The sequence below is a fragment of the Pseudomonas sp. GM78 genome (genome assembly GCF_000282475.1).
Classification (GTDB): Bacteria; Pseudomonadota; Gammaproteobacteria; order Pseudomonadales; family Pseudomonadaceae; genus Aquipseudomonas.
This window is the reverse complement of the sequence record NZ_AKJF01000050.1, coordinates 1-794: the sequence shown is the minus strand read 5'-3', so window position 1 is coordinate 794 and position 794 is coordinate 1. Positions and strand designations below refer to the sequence as shown.

At 66.8% G+C, this 794-nt stretch carries 1 pseudogene; it reads right to left on the bottom strand.

Annotation, left to right across the window (positions count from 1 at the left end):
- Positions 1-794, bottom strand: a pseudogene (locus tag PMI35_RS26805) (beta-eliminating lyase-related protein); the annotation flags it as partial.

The window sequence follows — 794 nt, the reverse complement described above, 5'->3', positions numbered from 1 at the left end:
CAGGTGCGACTTGACGCCGATCGGGCCGACGCCCGGGCCGCCACCGCCGTGGGGAATGCAGAAGGTCTTGTGCAGGTTCAGGTGCGACACGTCGCCGCCGAACTTGCCCGGGGCGCAGAGGCCGACCATGGCGTTCATGTTGGCGCCGTCGATGTACACCTGGCCGCCGTGGTCGTGGATGATGCCGCAGATTTCGCGGATGCCTTCCTCGAACACACCGTGGGTCGACGGGTAGGTGATCATCAGCGCGGCGAGGTGCTCGCGGTGCTCGATGGCCTTGGCGCGCAGGTCTTCGATGTCGACGTTACCGCGGGCGTCGCAGGCGGTCACGACTACGCGCATGCCGGCCATCTGGGCGGTGGCCGGGTTGGTGCCGTGGGCCGACGACGGGATCAGGCAGATGTCGCGACGGTCTTCGCCACGGCTCTGGTGGTAGGCGCGGATCGCCAAGAGGCCTGCGTATTCACCCTGGGAACCGGCGTTCGGTTGCAGCGAGATCGAGTCGTAGCCGGTGGCGGCGCAGAGCATCGCTTCCAGTTCATCGGTCAGTTGCTGGTAACCAGCGCTTTGCTCGGCCGGGGCGAACGGGTGCAGGGCGCCGAATTCGGCCCAGGTCACCGGGATCATTTCGCTGGCGGCGTTGAGTTTCATGGTGCACGAGCCCAGCGGGATCATGGTGCGGTCCAGCGCCAGGTCCTTGTCCGCCAGCTTGCGCAGGTAGCGCATCAGCTCGGTTTCCGAGTGGTAGCGGTTGAACACCGGGTGGCTGAGGATCGGCGACTGGCGTACCAGCG